Here is a 14,241-nt window from a genome sequence, read left to right on the forward strand (position 1 = left end):
TGTCTGTCAGAGCGCATTAGCTTAATGGTGAGAAAACCAGTTCAGCTTGTCGCGTAGCGCCACCACGCGGCCCACGATAATCAACGCCGGGCTGGCCATCTGCTGCGCCAGAATATCCAACCGATCCAGAGTGCCGGCGACAACCTTCTGGTTGACCGCGGTGCCGTTCTCGACGATGGCGGCCGGCATATCCGCCGCCATGCCGTGGGCGATCAGCTTTTCACGGATCGCCGGCGCCTGGTTTAGCCCCATATAGAACACCAGCGTCTGTTTTTCCGCCGCCAGGTTTTGCCAGTCGAGATCGCTACCGGTTTTCAGATGGCCGGTAATTAGACGTACGCCCTGGGCGAAATCACGGTGGGTAAGCGGAATGCCTGAGTAGGCCGAGCAGCCGGATGCGGCGGTGATCCCTGGCACCACCGAGAACGGAATACCTGCCGCGCAGAGAGTCTCCAGCTCTTCGCCGCCGCGGCCAAAAATAAACGGATCGCCGCCTTTCAGGCGCACGACACGCTTGCCGCTTTGCGCTTCGCGCAGCAGGATTTGGTTAATTTCCTCCTGCGGCACGCAGTGATAGCCTGCGCGTTTGCCGACAAATACCCGATCGGCGTCGCGGCGCACCAGATTCATAATATCGTCGGAGACCAGCCGGTCGTAGACCACCACATCGGCCTGCTGGATCTGCTGCAGCCCTTTGAGGGTGAGCAGACCGGCATCGCCCGGACCGGCGCCAACCAGCACCACTTCGCCGCGATGTTCCAGTGGTTCATTCAGTAACCGTTCCGTGGTATCGGCGACGGCCTGACGATCATCGTTCGCCAGCGATTGGGCGAGGCCATCGTTAACAAATAGCTTTTCCCAGAAGCGGCGGCGTTCGCCGACGGTAGCGAACTGCTTTTTCACCCTTGAGCGCAGCTGCCCGGCATAGCGGGCGATTTGTCCGAGATGCAGCGGCAGCAGCGATTCGAGCTTTTCACGCAGCAGGCGCGCCAACACCGGAGAGGTACCACCGGAAGACACGGCGACCATCAGCGGCGAGCGGTCGATAATTGACGGCATGATAAAGCTAGCCTGACGGGGCGCATCCACCACGTTACAGAAAATACGCCGTGATTCGGCTGCCTCGCTGACCTGCTGATTAACGACATCATCGTCGGTGGCGGCGATCGCCAGCCAGCAGTTATCGAGCAGCGCAGGATTGAAATCGCCCTGCGCCAGCGTCAGCATCTGCGCCTCGGCCCACACCTGAAACTGCGGAGTAAACTGGCGTGAGTTCACCGTTAACCGGGCGCCGGCGTCGAGCAACAGACGCGCCTTGCGTTCAGCGACATCGCCGCCGCCGACCAGCAAGCAGTCGCGATCGCGTAGTTGGCAAAAAATAGGTAAGTGGTCCACGGCAGATCCTCACGGCAAGGGGGGAAAGGGAGTGCGGTCGTAGCATAGCAGCAGAGGGAATCACGGAGATATGAATTTTGCCGCCTCTACTTAGTAGTGGTTATAAGCCGATGATATGGTTCCCCCCGCGGCGCGGAGGGAACCATGCGGCATCAGGCTTTCAGCTGCACTTTGCCATCTTTCACACGGGCTTCGTAATGGGCGATGGAGTGGCTCTCATCTTCCATGCACAACCCGTCGCTGAGGCGGAAGCGCTGCTTTTTCAGCGGGCTGGCAACCCACAGCGCGCCGTCATGCTCAGCGATGATCCCGCGGGACAGCACGCTGGCATTGAAGAACGGATCGATATTGCTGATGGCGAACACTCTGTCGTCATGGTACGGACGGAAGATAGCCACCTGCTGTTGCCCCAGCAGCGCGCAGACGCCGGTCGCCGGCAGGATGTCGTCAATTTTGCAGATGTTTACCCACTGGCTCATACGTTTTCCTCCACCAGCGTGACCGGGATGCGCTCATAGGGCGTGGCCGGGCGATGCTGGTCACGTTCCGGCACTACCTGAACGTTCGGGTCGCGCTGGTCGCTGTTGATAAAGTGTTTGAAGCGCGTCTGCGCCGCCGGGTTATTGACGGTCTCGGTCCATTCGCAGGCGAAAGCGGCGCGCAGGCGAGCCAGCTCTTCTTCAAGGTGATCGTTCAGGCCCAGCTTATCGTCGATGATGACGCTGCGCAGATAGTCGATGCCGCCTTCCATGTTGTCCAGCCACGGCGCGGTACGGGTCAGCTTATCGGCGGTGCGGATGTAGAACATCATAAAGCGGTCGAGATATTTGATGAGCGTATCGCGATCGAGGTCCGCGGCCAGCAGATCGGCGTGGCGTGGTTTCATCCCGCCGTTACCGCACACGTACAGGTTCCAGCCTTTCTCGGTGGCGATGATCCCAACGTCTTTACCCTGGGCTTCCGCGCATTCACGGGTGCAGCCGGAGACGCCGAACTTCATTTTGTGCGGGGTACGGATGCCTTTGTAGCGGTTTTCCAGTTCCACGCCGAAGCCGACGCTATCGCCGACGCCGTAGCGGCACCAGGTACTGCCGACGCAGGTTTTCGCCATACGTAGCGCTTTGGCGTACGCATGGCCGGTTTCGAAGCCGGCTTCAATCAGCTGACGCCAGATCTCCGGCAGGTCATCTTTTTGCGCGCCGAACAGGCCGATACGCTGGGAGCCGGTGATTTTGGTATACAGATTAAATTCGCGCGCGATGCGACCGACGGCAACCAGGCCTTCTGGCGTGATTTCGCCGCCTGCGGAGCGCGGGATCACCGAGTAGGTGCCATCTTTCTGGATATTGGCGAGGAAGTTATCGTTGGTGTCCTGCAGCGGCGTGTGCTGTGGTTTGAGGATGTACTCATTCCAGCAGGAGGCCAGCAGGGAACCGACGGTCGGCTTACAGACTTCACAGCCGTAGCCCTGACCGTGTTTTTCCAGCAGCTCGTCGAAGGTTTTGATGCCTTCCACGCGGATCAGGTGGAACAGTTCCTGGCGAGAGTAGGCGAAGTGCTCGCACAGATTGTTGTTCACTTCGATACCCTGTTTCGCCAGCTCGGCGTTGAGCACCTGCGTTACCAGCGGAATACAACCGCCGCAGCCGGTTCCGGCTTTGGTTTCCGCTTTCAGCGCCGCCACGGTGTGACAGCCTTTATTGATAGCGGCGATCAGGTCGCCTTTGCTGACGTCGAAGCAGGAACAAATCTGCGCGCTGTCCGGCAGTTTATCCACGCCGATAGACGGCTTGCCGCTGCCGGCGTGGGCCGGGAGGATCAGCGAATCCGGGTTTTCCGGTAATTCGATGGCGTTCAGCACCAGCTGCAGCAGGTTGCCGTAATCGCTGGTGTCGCCGACCAGTACCGCGCCAAGCAGGGTTTTGTTATCTTCGCTGACGATAAGCCGTTTGTAGACTTCTTTGCTTTCGTCGAGATAGACGTAGCTACGCGCGCCCGGCGTACGCCCGTGGGCGTCGCCGATACCGCCAACGTCAACGCCGAGCAGTTTCAGCTTGGCGCTGAGGTCGGCGCCGGTGAACAGATTATCGTTGCCGAGGATATGGTCAACCGTCACCTGCGCCATTTTGTAGCCCGGGGCGACAAGACCATACACGCGGTTATTCCAGCTGGCGCATTCGCCGATAGCGTAGATATCCGGGTCGGAGGTCTGGCAGCTATCGTTGACCATGATGCCGCCGCGTTGGGCGACCGCCAGCCCGCACTGGGTAGCCAACTTGTCGCGCGGACGGATACCGGTAGAGAAGACGATGAAATCGACCTGCAGTTCGCTACCGTCGGCGAAGCGCATCGTTTTGCGCGCCTCGGTGCCCTGCTGAACGATCTCTTTGGTGTTTTTGCTGGTGTGAACCTTCACACCCATGCTTTCGATCTTACGCTTCAGCTGCTCGCCGCCCATCTGATCGAGCTGCTCGGCCATCAGCATCGGCGCAAACTCGATCACGTGGGTTTCCACGCCGAGATTTTTCAGCGCGCCGGCAGCTTCCAGACCGAGCAGACCGCCGCCGACCACCGCGCCGCGTTTACTGCGACGGGCGCAGGATTCGATGGCGTTAAGATCTTCAATAGTACGATAGACGAAGCAATCCTGGGTTTCCGCGCCTTTAATCGGCGGGATCCACGGGTATGAGCCAGTCGCCATAATCAGCTTGTCGTAGAAAACGGTACGGCCAGCGCTGGAGTGGATCACCTTTTCCTGGCGGTTGATGGTAATCGCGCGTTCGCCGACCAGCACCTTGACGCCGTGTTTCTCATAGAAACCTTCACGTACTAGCGACAGCTCTTCCGCAGTGTGATGGGAGAAGTAAGACGACAGGTGGACACGGTCATAGGCGATACGCGGCTCTTCACAGAACACGGTAATGTCGAATTGTCCGGCAGGCGCCTTATCAAGAAGCTCTTCGATAAAGCGATGGCCGACCATGCCGTTACCGATAATAGCGATTCTGACTTTGCTCATTTTTGCCTCGATTTCTTTTCTATTACCGCCTACCTTAACGATTCAGCTACTACACTCATTGATACAAATCAATTTAGAACTTACCTACCACTTAATGAGTATATTCATGATTTATAATGATTTTTCTAAGTGATGGAAAAATCAGGCTTTTCCGTTCTGTTCTTTTTATGTACAAAGGCAGCGGAAGAAATGAGCAATATTCAGGGGAGCAAACTATGTCGACAACGCCGCTGTGGTTAATTCAGAACGTCCATCTGCCAAAGCGAGAAGGGCTGTGGCAGATTGCGATTGATAAAGGGCGATTCGGCGACATTACGCCGATGGGAGAGGCACGCAGCGAGAGCTACGAAGTGCTTAACGCCCGCGGCGGATTGGCCATCCCGCCGTTTATCGAACCGCACATTCATCTCGATACCACGCAGACGGCGGGAGAGCCAAACTGGAACCAGTCCGGGACGCTGTTCGAAGGGATTGAGCGTTGGGCCGAGCGTAAAGCGCTGCTAAGCCATGAGGATGTGAAAGCCCGTGCGTGGAAAACGCTGCGCTGGCAAATCGCCAACGGCATCCAGTTTGTTCGCACCCATGTCGATGTTTCTGACCCATCGTTGACCGCGCTGAAAGCGATGCTGGAAGTCAAACAAGAGGTAGCGCCGTGGGTCGATTTGCAGATAGTCGCCTTCCCCCAGGAAGGGATTTTATCCTACCCCAATGGTGAGAGTTTGCTGGAGGAGGCATTACGGCTGGGCGCCGATGTGGTCGGGGCGATCCCGCATTTCGAATTTACTCGTGAATACGGAGTGGAATCGCTGCATATCGCCTTCCGTCTGGCGCAGAAATACCAGCGTCCGCTGGATATCCACTGCGATGAAATTGACGATGAACAGTCACGCTTTGTCGAAACGGTCGCCGCGCTGGCATTAAAAGAGGGAATCGGCCCCCGGGTGACCGCGAGTCATACGACCGCGATGCACTCCTACAATGGCGCTTATACCTCGCGGCTGTTCCGCCTGTTAAAACTCTCGGGCATTAACTTCGTCGCCAACCCGCTGGTCAATATTCATCTGCAGGGGCGTTTTGATGACTACCCGAAGCGGCGCGGCGTGACGCGGGTCAAGGAGCTGATGGCGGCCGGCATTAATGTCTGTTTTGGCCACGATGATGTGTTCGACCCATGGTATCCGTTGGGAACCGGCAACATGCTACAGGTGCTGCATATGGGGCTGCACGTTTGCCAACTGATGGGCTATCAGCAGATTAACGACAGTCTACAGCTGATTACCCACAACAGCGCCAGAACCTTTGGGCTCAATGATTACGGCATCGCTACCGGCAACCCGGCTAATCTGGTGATCTTGCCGGCGGAAAACGGTTTTGAAGCCGTACGCTGCCAGGTGCCGGTACGTTGGTCAATTCGTCAGGGAAGGGTTATTGCGACAACGCAGCTGGCGCAGACGTGGATACAGACCGATAAAGGCGGCGAGGAGCTGTTTTTTACCAAAAATAGCCCCTTTGCCGAAGCAAAGGGGCCTAAGGCTTAGTGCGCCGACGCGTTTTGACGGTGGCGGGAAACGAAGCCAAGGAGCAGACACATCACGAATACCACGGCATAGAGGCCGTTCGCGGTATGCAGCGCGGCCAGCGGGCCGCTAGCCGCGACGATCGGCCCGGTCACCACGAAGGTCAGCATGGTGCCGATGGTGCCGCAGGTCAGAATGAAGTTCACCAGCTTCGGTGAAGCGACTTTGGTCTGCTGCGAGCCCAGGGTAATGATCGAGGTATAGATGGCGCTGGAGAAGAAGCCAAGGGTCAGGATGAACCACGGCATATGCTCCGGCGAACCGTTAATGAACAGATACATCAGGACTGTCGCCAGACCCGCCAGCACGGTCAGGATGCGCTGCAGGTCGAAGAAGCGCAGGATGAAGCTGAACGACCACATGCCGATCATATAGGACATCCAGAAATCGCTGACCAGCTTACCGGCGTCGCCGAGGCTCATGCCGAGGCCTTTGGCATACTCTGGTACCCAGGAGATAAAGCCCAACTGGCCGAGGATGTAGCATAGCGCGGCGATGGAAAGGAACAGCACGCCGATGCCCCATTTCTCTTTCACTACCGGCTGGCTGTTTTCCGCCAGCGCTTTATTGCCAAGCACCGGGAACTCACAGCCGAAAGTCAGCACGAAAATAGCGACGTAGACCAGGCCGATACAGGCGTAAACCCAGTACCACTCGATGCTGCGCGCCAGCAGCACGGCGGCGACCATCGGGAAGATCATCCCTGCCATGCTGAAGAAGGAGTCCGTGAACAGCAGACGCGCGCCGCGCTGGCGGCCTTCATACATGTGGGTAATCAGGAAAGTCCCAATCGACATGGTGATCCCGCTGACCAGACCGAGCACGAACATCGACGCGGAGAACAGCGTCAGGCTGTGGCCGAACATCAGCCCGGCGATGGCTAACAGCATCAGGATAAAGCCGAAGCGCAGCTGGGTTTTCAGCGGCACGATCTCCATCAGCCAGGCATTGAGGAAGATAGAAATCAGAATACCGGCATTGAGGAAGGTAAAGGTGTTACTCATACTGGACACCGGCAGATGGAAATAATCTGCGATGTTCCCCATCACCATCCCGGTGACGATCACCAACGCGCCGGTCAGGGCGTAGGAGAAAAAGCTGATCCATGTGAGCTTGATACGATTGCTGTTAGTCATGACAGGCCTGTGAATAGATAGGTAAAGCGCGTTGACGGTGCGCCGGGCGCACAGATTTTATTCATTCAAGTGATGAAGGCAAACGTTTATATTGAAATGTAGAATTTATTGCATGGATTTATGTGATCTCCGTGACATTAGTGATCGGCGAGAGGATTGAGTCAGTTCGTAACAAGTGTTTCAGCTAAGTAAAATTAGGTAAAAGGCTAGCCCGCTATGCAAAGGCTCTTTAGAATCAAGGCACTTGCTTTTTACTCTGCTCCGTTAAGGAATTTCCATGCTCAAATCCACTCTGGCGGCGATGGCTGCCGTATTCGCCATTTCAGCATTCTCCCCCGCCATGGCGGCCAAGGGCGACCCGCACGTACTGCTGACCACTTCTGCTGGCAACATCGAGTTGGAGCTGAATAGCCAGAAGGCGCCGATTTCTGTCGATAACTTCCTGAAGTACGTGAACAGCGGTTTCTATAACAACACGACCTTCCACCGGGTGATCCCAGGCTTTATGGTGCAGGGCGGCGGCTTTAACGAGCAGATGCAGCAAAAGCAGCCTAACCCGCCGATTAAAAACGAAGCCGACAATGGCCTGCGTAATACCCGCGGGACGATCGCCATGGCGCGTACCGCCGATCAAGACAGCGCGACCAGCCAGTTCTTCATCAACGTGGCGGATAACGCCTTCCTCGACCACGGCCAGCGTGATTTTGGCTACGCGGTATTTGGTAAAGTGGTGAAGGGTATGGACGTCGCCGACAAAATCTCTCAGGTTCCGACCCACAACGTTGGCCCGTACCAAAATGTTCCGTCCAAACCGGTCGTTATTCTTTCGGCGAAAGTGCTGCCGTAACCCTCTTCTGGCGCGGGCGGTCCGCCTGCGCCTGGCTTGCCTCTCTGCGTAACCCGAAATTGCTGCTTATACTTGTGGCACACAGGGGACGATAAGGGAGGCGACCATGCGTTTACTCACCGATAAGCAAAAATCCCGGCTCTGGGAACAGACCCGCAACGCCAATTTTCAGGCCAGCAGACGCCTTGAAGGCGCGACGGTACCGCTGGTTAGCCTGACGGCTGAGGAAGCGCTGGCGCGTCTTGCCGAGCTGAGGAGGCGTCATGAGCGATAAATATGGCGATGGTCGCGACCCCTATCTCTATCCGGCGCTGGATGTGCTGCGTAACCGGCTGGGTATCCATCAGGCGCAACGGCTGGAACAAACTGTATGGGAATTCACTTCGCTGCGCGCGGCGACGATCCCGTTGGGCCCGCGCGGCCGCGGCTTACCGCATCTCTGCGCCATTCACCGGCAACTTTATCAGGATCTCTTTGACTGGGCGGGCAAACTGCGGGAAATCGATATCTACCAGGGCGATACGCCATTTTGCCACTTCGCGTGGATAGAGAAAGAGGGTAACGCGCTGATGCGCAAGCTGGAAGAAGAGGACTATCTGTGTGAACTCCCCCGGGAGACCTTCGTCGAGCGCCTGAGCTGGTACTACGGCGAAATCAATGTTCTGCATCCGTTCCGCCTTGGCAACGGCCTGACGCAAAGGATCTTCTTCGAACAGTTGGCCATTCACGCCGGTTACCTGCTCGACTGGCGGGGCATCGATCCGGATGCGTGGAGCCAGGCTAACCAGCTGGGCGCGATGGGCGACCCGGAGCCGCTGGAGCGGATCTTTCGTAAAGTGGTGAGCGAAGCGCGGGAATCTGAGTAGAATAGCCCGGTTTTGTTTTTTCCGGAGCCGCTATGATCCTGCTAATCGATAACTATGACTCTTTCACCTGGAATCTGTACCAGTACTTTTGTGAACTGGGGGCGGAGGTGCTGGTTAAGCGTAACGATGAGTTAACGCTGGAAGAGATAGCGTCGCTGGCGCCGGAGAAAATCGTCATTTCGCCGGGCCCCTGCACGCCGGATGAGTCCGGTATTTCGCTGGACGTTATCCGCCGCTATGCCGGTAAAACACCGCTGCTCGGCGTGTGTCTGGGTCATCAGGCCATCGCCCAGGTCTTTGGCGCCACCATCGTACGCGCCGCGCAGGTCATGCATGGTAAAACGTCGCTGATTGAGCACAACGGCGAGGGCGTTTTTCAGGGACTAAACAACCCGCTTACCGTTACGCGCTACCATTCATTAGTTATCGACCCGCCGACCCTTCCCGCGGATTTTATCGTTACCGCCCGCAGCGCCAGCGGTGAAATCATGGGTATCCGCCATCGCCAGTGGGATCTCGAAGGCGTGCAGTTCCACCCGGAGAGCATTCTTAGCGAACAGGGACACCAGTTGCTGGAAAACTTCCTTAAACGCTGATTTGTAGTTGCCATAAAGTGATTTATTATGCATATTTTGTGATTAAAACATCGCAATCATTGCACATTACACAGAAGGATGGGCATCACATGGCAACAGAGCAACCGGCAATCACCCGCGCCACATTCGATGAAGTCATTCTGCCGATTTATGCACCGGCGGAGTTTATTCCGGTGAAGGGGAAAGGCAGCCGCGTTTGGGATCAGCAGGGCAAAGAGTACGTTGATTTTGCCGGCGGGATTGCGGTGACCGCGCTGGGCCACTGCCACCCGGCGCTGGTGGCGGCGCTGCACGAGCAGGGCGAGACCCTGTGGCACACCAGCAACGTTTTTACCAACGAGCCGGCGCTGCGCCTGGGGCGCCAACTGGTAGATGCCACTTTTGCCGAGCGCGTGGTGTTTATGAACTCCGGAACGGAAGCCAACGAAACGGCGTTCAAGCTGGCGCGTCATTACGCGATCACTCGCCATAGTCCGTACAAAACCAAAATCATCGCTTTCCATAATGCTTTCCACGGACGGTCGCTGTTCACCGTCTCGGTCGGCGGTCAGCCGAAATACTCTGACGGTTTCGGGCCGAAACCGGCAGATATCGTGCATGTTCCATTTAACGATCTCGAGGCGGTGAAAGCGGTGATCGATGACCATACCTGCGCGGTGGTGGTTGAGCCGATTCAGGGCGAGGGCGGGGTGATGGCGGCGACGCCAGCGTTCCTGCAGGGGCTGCGCGATCTGTGCGACCAGCATCAGGCGCTGCTGGTATTTGATGAAGTGCAGTGCGGTATGGGCCGTACCGGTTCATTGTTCGCCTATATGCATTACGGCGTGACGCCGGACATCCTGACCAGCGCGAAAGCGCTCGGGGGCGGTTTCCCGATTAGCGCGATGTTAACCACCAATGAAATCGCCAGCGCCTTCCATGCCGGTTCCCATGGCTCCACCTACGGCGGCAATCCGCTGGCCTGTGCGGTGGCGACCGCGGCTTTCAACCTGATTAACACGCCGCAGGTGCTGGCGGGCGTCAATGCCAAACGGGCGCTGTTTGTCGAACACCTGCAGCAGATCGATGCGCAGTTTGATCTGTTCAGCGACATCCGCGGCATGGGACTGTTAATCGGCGCCGCGCTTAAGCCGCAGCATCACGGACGCGCGCGCGATTTCCTCTATGCTGCGGCGGAGGCCGGGGTGATGGTGTTAAACGCCGGGCCGGACGTAATGCGCTTTGTGCCGTCGCTGGTGATTGATGATAGCGATATCGCCGAAGGGATGGCGCGCTTCGCGCAGGCGGTTAAAAACGTACTTAGCGCTTAGTCGTGCGTAGCCAGATGCCGTGATGCGGACGCTGACGCCATGCCACCGACGAAATGGTGTGCATGGTGTTCAGATGGCCGAGGATCCGCTGCAGATGCTGCTCAAGGGTGCTGAGCGGCCCACGCAACACTTCCCCGTCCTGGGATTCCATAATATTCACATCGCCCGCGCTGCCCGGCCCGTCTGAATCCAGACGCTGCTGACAGCGCTGCAGGGCAATTTCACAAGATTCCAGATACCGCTGCGCCAGGTCAGGCGTTAGCATCGTATGCTCGCGCGCCAGCGTGGTCATGGCGTTGATATGCTCAACGATAAACTGGCTATGGGTTACCCACAGCTTCATATCTTCCAGATAGTGCGAGTTAAAGCCCGGTTCCTGCATCGCCTGGTTAAGCGAGTTATACAGGGCGTTGTGCGCCTGGTTGACGCGCATACGTTGGTAGGCCAACGCCGGGGCCTGCGGATCGGCGCTAAGGATCAGCCGAATAGCCTCCTGATCGGCCTCCAGGGCATCGTGGGCGTTTTTACGCAGCAGGCCGCTCTGCCATTGCGGCCATAGCCAGACCATCCCGCCAAAGGCGATCAGACAACCAATAATGGTATCGATAAAGCGGGCGACGATGAACTGCTCGCCGTTAAGCGTTAGCAACTGCAGGGTATATACTGCGGTGACGGTAAAGCCCACCATCGCCCAGCCGTAGTGTTTACGGATGATGAGATAGCTCAGCAGCGTGATGAACAACATACCGCTTAACGTGTAGCTCTCCGGTACGTGGAAATGTAGGGTCAACCAGGCGATCACCAGGCCCGCCAGGGTGCCTGCCGCCCGGTGGACAATCCGCACGCGGGTGGCGCCGTAACCGTTTTGCGTCACGAACAGCACGGTCATCAGGATCCAGTACGGCTTCGGCAGATGTAGGGCGCTGCCCATCAGGCTGGCGATGCTCAACATTACGCTGATGCGCGCGGCGTTGCGCAGCGCCGGGGATTTCAATGACAGGTAGTTCTTCAGCGCCGGTAGTAGCGGCAGGCGCCGTTCTTTATCCGCCATCAGATTCCGTGCGTACAGCGGGCGCTGGGTGCGCAGCACGCGGGCGATACGACTGAAGTGCCAGGCGCAGAACTGGCCTACCGGGTTATCGGGATGCTGATAAGCGATTTTTTCCAGCGCGCCGATTTGCTTATCCATCTGGAAGCGACGCGGGTAGCGGTGGTAGAGAATATCATCCGCCAGCACCCGCAGACGCGCGGCGACGGTCTGCGCATTCCAGCGGATAACCGCTTCCGCATGGCTGCGCTCCACCAGTTTTTGTACCTCTTCCGGCTGGTGCAGGCTCACTGAAATATGTTCCTGCAGATCCAGCCCAACCTGGAACGCGCGCAGCAGGCGCTTATGATCGCTACGCTGGTTGGCGGCTAACATATGCATTTGCTGGTAGCATTGGGTAATTAAATCGACCACCTTCTGCTGGCGGGTAAGCAGCGGCGGCAGGGAGGTCGTCGGATCAGTGTGCTGCGTCAGGAGGCTATATTTGGCCTCGCAATAATTAGCCAGTTCGCGGTAAAGCAGGCTTAACGACTCGCGCAGCGGCTGCTCCCGCCAGAGCCAAAACCAGAACCAGTTAAAGAGTCCGTACCACAAGGTTCCCAGCGCATAGATAAGCAGCGGCTCCCAGATGGGCATATTGCCGGCCAGGCTTAAGGTAAAAATGGCGGCGATAAGCGATGCCGGCAACAGGCGAGCGTGCAGCGAACTGATTTCCGCCGTCACGCCGAGAATCAGCGCCAGCGCGCTGAGGATAAGCGGCAGCGGGATATCGCGCGCCAGAAGCAATTGCACAATCAGGCTGCTGCCGGCAAACAGGCAGCCGCCAACGATCAGGCGTTTGAAAAAGCGTTTATGCGGGGTGTCGAGACCGGCGATATTGCAACAGGCGGGAACTAACGAGAACAGCAACCCCTGCTGCAGATGGCCGAGCAGAAGCCCGATGGCCACAGGTAGACACAGCACCAGCGTTTGCCGCAGTGCGTAGTTGACTTCCGGGTGGTAAATCAGCCTGCGCCACATGGGAGAAACAAAAACGGCGTACTGCGCGGAGCAATACGCCGTTTAGCGACTTAACGGGTACCGTAGACGACGATAGTTTTACCGTGTGCGGAGATCAGATTTTGATCTTCCAGCATCTTCAGAATACGGCCAACCGTCTCACGAGAACAGCCGACGATCTGGCCAATTTCCTGGCGGGTGATTTTGATCTGCATCCCGTCCGGGTGGGTCATGGCATCAGGCTGTTTCGCCAGATTCAGTAAGGTCTGAGCGATACGGCCCGTCACGTCGAGGAAAGCAAGGTTACCGACTTTCTCGGAAGTGACCTGCAGACGACGCGCCATCTGAGAAGAGAGGCGCATCAGGATGTCCGGGTTCACCTGGATTAACTGACGGAATTTTTTGTAAGAGATCTCGGCCACTTCACATGCGGTTTTCGCACGTACCCAGGCACTACGTTCCTGACCTTCTTCAAACAGACCTAATTCACCGATGAAATCGCCCTGGTTGAGGTAAGAGAGGATCATCTCTTTACCTTCTTCATCCTTGATGAGTACAGCCACGGAGCCTTTTACGATGTAGTAAAGCGTTTCCGCTTTCTCACCCTGGTGAATCAGCGTGCTCTTTGATGGGTACTTATGAATGTGGCAATGAGACAAGAACCATTCAAGGGTAGGGTCTGTTTGCGGTTTGCCAAGCACCATGCGCGGTTATCCTCTGTTATAAGCTATCTCCGGACGCCGACACTACACGGCATCCGGGCATGCAATCGTATTTTTCCCTATGCCTGGGAAGCTGGCTGCTCAATTTATGCAGCCTGTAATGTGAACTCCTCAGCATACATGCGGTACATCAATGTATTACTGTAGCATCCAGACTGTTTTAGCATAGCTTTCACCGCATGTCTCCTGGTGTCTCGCTTCAGCATGACCCAGGTCGCCTTCCGTTGCGAGATTTGTTATGTGCGCGTAATCTGTCAGGAAAATTGCAACAGCGGAGTTAAATTTTATGCAAGCGCGTGTGAAATGGGTGGAAGGTCTAACCTTCATCGGTGAGTCGGCCTCCGGCCACCAGATTTTAATGGATGGCAACTCCGGGGACAAAGCGCCCAGCCCGATGGAAATGGTGCTGATGGCGGCGGGCGGCTGTAGCGCAATTGACGTGGTGTCTATCCTGCAAAAAGGGCGTCAAAACGTCACCAACTGCGAAGTGAAGCTGACTTCTGAACGCCGTGAAGAGGCGCCGCGCCTGTTCACCCATATCAATCTGCACTTTATCGTCACCGGCAAAGAGCTGAAGGATGCGGCGGTGTCCCGTGCGGTGGATTTATCCGCGGAGAAGTACTGCTCGGTGGCCCTGATGCTGGAAAAGGCCGTCAACATCACCCACTCTTACGAAGTGATCGAAGCCTGAGACGAATTGATGTAGCGGGACGCTAACCCCGGCAG

The 14,241-nt window shown here is 57.0% G+C and carries 13 protein-coding genes; 7 read left to right on the forward strand and 6 right to left on the reverse strand.

The annotated features are described in order from the left end of the window. Nucleotides 1-21 precede the first annotated feature (21 nt). The 3 genes from cysG to nirB form a co-directional block, all read right to left on the reverse strand. Entirely contained in the window at nt 22-1,395 is a 1,374-nt protein-coding gene (gene cysG, locus ABLV66_RS01905) for a siroheme synthase CysG (RefSeq protein WP_047050227.1), read from the reverse strand. A gap of 152 nt (nt 1,396-1,547) precedes the next feature. Continuing rightward, nucleotides 1,548-1,874, reverse strand: a complete 327-nt coding sequence (gene nirD, locus ABLV66_RS01910; RefSeq protein WP_015369393.1) for a nitrite reductase small subunit NirD — start codon at nt 1,872-1,874, stop codon at nt 1,548-1,550. Then, nucleotides 1,871-4,414, reverse strand: coding sequence for a nitrite reductase large subunit NirB (gene nirB, locus ABLV66_RS01915; RefSeq protein ID WP_015369394.1), 2,544 nt, complete (start codon nt 4,412-4,414; stop codon nt 1,871-1,873). Before nirB ends, nirD begins: the two co-directional genes overlap by 4 nt. A gap of 215 nt (nt 4,415-4,629) precedes the next feature. On the opposite strand from nirB, the gene ABLV66_RS01920 reads away from it, so the two are divergent. Beyond that, nucleotides 4,630-5,952: a cytosine deaminase gene (locus ABLV66_RS01920; RefSeq protein WP_032715192.1), complete on the forward strand. Its 1,323-nt coding sequence runs from the start codon at nt 4,630-4,632 to the stop codon at nt 5,950-5,952. On the opposite strand, the gene tsgA is transcribed toward ABLV66_RS01920, so the two are convergent. After that, nucleotides 5,949-7,127, reverse strand: coding sequence for an MFS transporter TsgA (gene tsgA, locus ABLV66_RS01925; RefSeq protein WP_015369396.1), 1,179 nt, complete (start codon nt 7,125-7,127; stop codon nt 5,949-5,951). The genes ABLV66_RS01920 and tsgA overlap by 4 nt on opposite strands. Nucleotides 7,128-7,404: 277 nt before the next feature. On the opposite strand from tsgA, the gene ppiA reads away from it, so the two are divergent. The 5 genes from ppiA (at nt 7,405) to argD (ending at nt 10,746) form a co-directional block, all read left to right on the forward strand. After that, the gene (gene ppiA, locus ABLV66_RS01930) at nt 7,405-7,974 is read left to right on the forward strand and encodes a peptidylprolyl isomerase A (RefSeq protein ID WP_015369397.1); all 570 of its coding nucleotides are present in this window, start codon (nt 7,405-7,407) and stop codon (nt 7,972-7,974) included. 106 nt (nt 7,975-8,080) lie between these two features. Continuing rightward, nucleotides 8,081-8,248, forward strand: coding sequence for a FicA/YhfG family antitoxin (gene ficA, locus ABLV66_RS01935; RefSeq protein ID WP_064571555.1), 168 nt, complete (start codon nt 8,081-8,083; stop codon nt 8,246-8,248). Further along, complete coding sequence (locus tag ABLV66_RS01940) at nt 8,238-8,840, forward strand: putative adenosine monophosphate-protein transferase Fic (protein WP_047048022.1); 603 nt, start codon at nt 8,238-8,240, stop codon at nt 8,838-8,840. Before ficA ends, ABLV66_RS01940 begins: the two co-directional genes overlap by 11 nt. A 32-nt stretch (nt 8,841-8,872) precedes the next feature. Continuing rightward, a complete protein-coding gene (gene pabA, locus ABLV66_RS01945) occupies nt 8,873-9,436 on the forward strand; it encodes an aminodeoxychorismate synthase component 2 (RefSeq protein ID WP_045394877.1) in 564 nt (187 codons plus the stop codon). 89 nt (nt 9,437-9,525) lie between these two features. Next, nucleotides 9,526-10,746 (forward strand): bifunctional acetylornithine/succinyldiaminopimelate transaminase, encoded by a 1,221-nt coding sequence (argD, locus tag ABLV66_RS01950; protein WP_049060873.1) that lies wholly within the window; start codon nt 9,526-9,528, stop codon nt 10,744-10,746. Here argD and ABLV66_RS01955 read toward each other — a convergent pair. Next, nucleotides 10,736-12,814, reverse strand: a complete 2,079-nt coding sequence (locus ABLV66_RS01955) for a YccS/YhfK family putative transporter (RefSeq protein WP_045394881.1) — start codon at nt 12,812-12,814, stop codon at nt 10,736-10,738. The two genes, argD and ABLV66_RS01955, sit on opposite strands and share 11 nt — an antisense overlap. Before the next feature lie 50 nt (nt 12,815-12,864). Continuing rightward, nucleotides 12,865-13,497, reverse strand: coding sequence for a cAMP-activated global transcriptional regulator CRP (gene crp / locus ABLV66_RS01960; protein WP_000242758.1), 633 nt, complete (start codon nt 13,495-13,497; stop codon nt 12,865-12,867). Nucleotides 13,498-13,801: 304 nt separating this feature from the next. On the opposite strand from crp, the gene ABLV66_RS01965 reads away from it, so the two are divergent. Then, entirely contained in the window at nt 13,802-14,206 is a 405-nt protein-coding gene (locus ABLV66_RS01965) for an OsmC family protein (protein ID WP_015703648.1), read from the forward strand. Nucleotides 14,207-14,241 lie beyond the last annotated feature (35 nt).

The organism is Klebsiella sp. CN_Kp073, from assembly GCF_040065495.2.
Taxonomy (GTDB): Bacteria; Pseudomonadota; Gammaproteobacteria; order Enterobacterales; family Enterobacteriaceae; genus Klebsiella; species Klebsiella aerogenes.

Coding starts and splice junctions, on each gene's coding strand:
- ABLV66_RS01940 (WP_047048022.1), top strand. CDS start 8,238: ATGAGCGATAAATATGGCGATGGTCGCGACCCCTATCTCTATCCGGCG.
- crp (WP_000242758.1), bottom strand. CDS start 13,497: ATGGTGCTTGGCAAACCGCAAACAGACCCTACCCTTGAATGGTTCTTG.
- tsgA (WP_015369396.1), bottom strand. CDS start 7,127: ATGACTAACAGCAATCGTATCAAGCTCACATGGATCAGCTTTTTCTCC.
- ficA (WP_064571555.1), top strand. CDS start 8,081: ATGCGTTTACTCACCGATAAGCAAAAATCCCGGCTCTGGGAACAGACC.
- ABLV66_RS01955 (WP_045394881.1), bottom strand. CDS start 12,814: ATGTGGCGCAGGCTGATTTACCACCCGGAAGTCAACTACGCACTGCGG.
- pabA (WP_045394877.1), top strand. CDS start 8,873: ATGATCCTGCTAATCGATAACTATGACTCTTTCACCTGGAATCTGTAC.
- ABLV66_RS01920 (WP_032715192.1), top strand. CDS start 4,630: ATGTCGACAACGCCGCTGTGGTTAATTCAGAACGTCCATCTGCCAAAG.
- argD (WP_049060873.1), top strand. CDS start 9,526: ATGGCAACAGAGCAACCGGCAATCACCCGCGCCACATTCGATGAAGTC.
- ABLV66_RS01965 (WP_015703648.1), top strand. CDS start 13,802: ATGCAAGCGCGTGTGAAATGGGTGGAAGGTCTAACCTTCATCGGTGAG.
- nirB (WP_015369394.1), bottom strand. CDS start 4,414: ATGAGCAAAGTCAGAATCGCTATTATCGGTAACGGCATGGTCGGCCAT.
- nirD (WP_015369393.1), bottom strand. CDS start 1,874: ATGAGCCAGTGGGTAAACATCTGCAAAATTGACGACATCCTGCCGGCG.
- ppiA (WP_015369397.1), top strand. CDS start 7,405: ATGCTCAAATCCACTCTGGCGGCGATGGCTGCCGTATTCGCCATTTCA.